The organism is Streptomyces sp. NPDC055966, assembly GCF_042269865.1.
Taxonomy (GTDB): Bacteria; Actinomycetota; Actinomycetes; order Streptomycetales; family Streptomycetaceae; genus Streptomyces.
Genome location: NZ_JBHJYK010000076.1, coordinates 1 through 2307, shown reverse-complemented (window position 1 = coordinate 2307; position 2307 = coordinate 1). Strand labels below are relative to the sequence as shown.

Here is a 2307-nt window from a genome sequence, read left to right as displayed (position 1 = left end):
GCCATCAACAGCTTTGTTATTCGTTAAGTTGTCGATTAATGTAGCCATTTTTACTTTACTCTGTATTTGGCTTTTGCTCATTTTTATTGTTACGGTTTTCACGTCACCAAATTTTGGTTTTGATGCTGCTGATGCAGTTGCAGGGCCAATGAGCATGAAGCATAGGGAAAGGCTTAGTATAAGGGTGAAGAATTTTTTCATTTTTTTCTCTCCTTTTTCTCTCATTTAATAGAAAAATATATCTATAGAACCAATTATAAAGTAAAATGGATGAAGATGTCACCGAAAAAAGTAAGAGACTATTCTATTTTTTATAGTTAATAACCGTTTTGTTGTTTTTGTATTGTTTATCAGCGCTGTTGGTAGGTATATAAGAGAAAATAGGATTAGCTTTTCTTGATTAAAAAAGCGGTGACTTCTTTTTTTGATTTCCGGAATGGGTTAAAAAATCGGTAGCCATTTGGCATGCTGATTTTTTTACGAATTCAATAGATTAAGCCCCCAAGCGGGGGCTTTTCTATTTCCAGAATTGCCACCACTTTTTTTCGCGGGCGGCAGCCAGCATTTTTTGAGTTTCCTGGGATTCGCGAAGGGATTTCATCAGCATTTCGTCTCTTTCTTTCTGCCGTTTCTCAAAAAGTTCAATGCGTTCCAGCATCATTTTATTGAACTCTTCCTGTTGTTTGACAAATTGAAATAAGGCGCGCCTTTCATCGTTTTGTATCGGTGTATCGGGTTGCGATACGGTCAATTTTGACCGATACAGATGCGCTATGTGTTCAGCTGCTTTTTGGAGGGATTGGCCGTCCAATTTGTTCATGTTGTAGAGATACTCTATAGCGGATAAATCATCTTTGTTGTAGAGTCGCCAGCCCTTGGTGTCGCGCTCGAAAAAATAGCCGTGAGACTCGAGCAGCTTTGAATATTTGCGGACTGTGACGGTCTCTATGCCAAGGCGGGAGGACACGTCTTTTGAAGTAAGTTTTGTAGCGGTTGTATCGGTGTTCATAGCGGATCACCTCGATTTTTCCTTATGCGCTACAACATTCGCTATGAATCTCGTAAATGCCTTCCTATTTCGAAAAGTCAACGCTACAAGCCAGAAAAACAAAAAAACAGGCCGCGGGGCCTGTCTCAACGTTCCATTTCTTGATCTCTTGATCGTGCTTTGTTTTTGACGGCATGTTCCGGCTCCAATGCAAGGGGTAGATCAAGCGTTGGTTCATGCTTTCTTTCTTCCTCTAGCTCTTTCAAAAAATCACGACTGCGGGCGCTGTCTTTTGATCTCTCAAACTGCCGTAGCTTTTCCTGATCAGCGAATTGATGCAAGTCTTTCAGGTGGGAAGGATACAGGCCGACCTGTTTTCCATCCTCGTTATAGCCTCGAATGACGACATGCGCGTGAGGATGCCCTTTATCATCATGGACGGCGGAAACCCAATCTAGTTTAACGTTGTACTTGGTTTCAAAACGATTCATGGTGTCTCGGACCAATTCCTTCAGATCGGTCCCGTAGCGCTCTTTTTCATCCTCGCTGAGCGAGATCACGAGCTTATGGCCGACCACGCCGACCTTTGGCTGTTCGTTCAGCTTTTGGAAAAATTCAATTCGTTTGATGTTGTCCTGGGTAGCCGTGAACAGTTCCGGCGGCGTCCGGTGATGATCACGATCAAGTTCTATGTACTTGATATGCTCTTTGATGTGAGAGATCGGCTTGCCGCCTTTGTGGTGGCTGGCAAAACCAAGCGATTTCACATGAACGACCATCAGTATCTCCCCTGCTCGTATTCTTCAATCAAATTCCTGTTTGACTTAAACCGGCTGTAATTGTCCAGAAGGAACTGGAGTTTCTTCTGCAGCGATGCGTTTTCTTTTTCTTGATTGCGCAGCTGCCGGGTTAACTCCTCTTTTTCCTGATCGATCTGCCTTGCGCGGTTGTAATAATGTTGGGTGTTGGCTTTTTGATTTTCGTGTTTTTGATTTAATGACTCATGCAGTTTCTGAAGCTCTTCGTATTGTGCTGCCATTTGGGCAAGCATCTCTCTGATCTGATTGCATTCAGACTCTAGTGCTTTGTTTTCCTGAATGAGAGAGCTGATCTTTTCAGCGCCTTCCTTGTCGAGACGGCCCTGCATTCGCTTGGCGGCAAGTCCGCGGATTTCTTCACGCTTTTGTTTTGGATTGCTTTTGTTAAAGAGACTGTCAAATATTCGTTCCAGAATGATGGAGCTGTAGACTGTCTCGAATGATGACTTTGCCGTGAGGTTAGCAATCCGTTCAACGGTTTGCTTTCCCATGTCTTGAACG

4 protein-coding genes are annotated in these 2307 nt (G+C 43.3%); all 4 read right to left on the bottom strand.

What is annotated here, in order from left to right; all coding sequences use genetic code 11:
- Positions 1-201 (bottom strand): hypothetical protein (locus ACFC8N_RS48785; RefSeq protein WP_376296092.1); only part of this gene is annotated, 201 nt, incomplete at its 3' end.
- 316 nt (positions 202-517) lie between these two features.
- Entirely contained in the window at positions 518-1009 is a 492-nt protein-coding gene (locus ACFC8N_RS48780; protein WP_021838008.1) for a DUF3967 domain-containing protein, read from the bottom strand.
- 125 nt (positions 1010-1134) lie between these two features.
- Positions 1135-1767 carry a relaxase/mobilization nuclease domain-containing protein gene (locus ACFC8N_RS48775; protein ID WP_021838007.1) on the bottom strand — a complete coding sequence of 211 codons (633 nt, stop codon included), beginning with the start codon at positions 1765-1767 and terminating at the stop codon, positions 1135-1137.
- Positions 1767-2307: hypothetical protein (locus ACFC8N_RS48770; RefSeq protein ID WP_376296091.1), on the bottom strand; the 541-nt coding region annotated here is incomplete at its 5' end. The genes ACFC8N_RS48775 and ACFC8N_RS48770, both read right to left, overlap by 1 nt.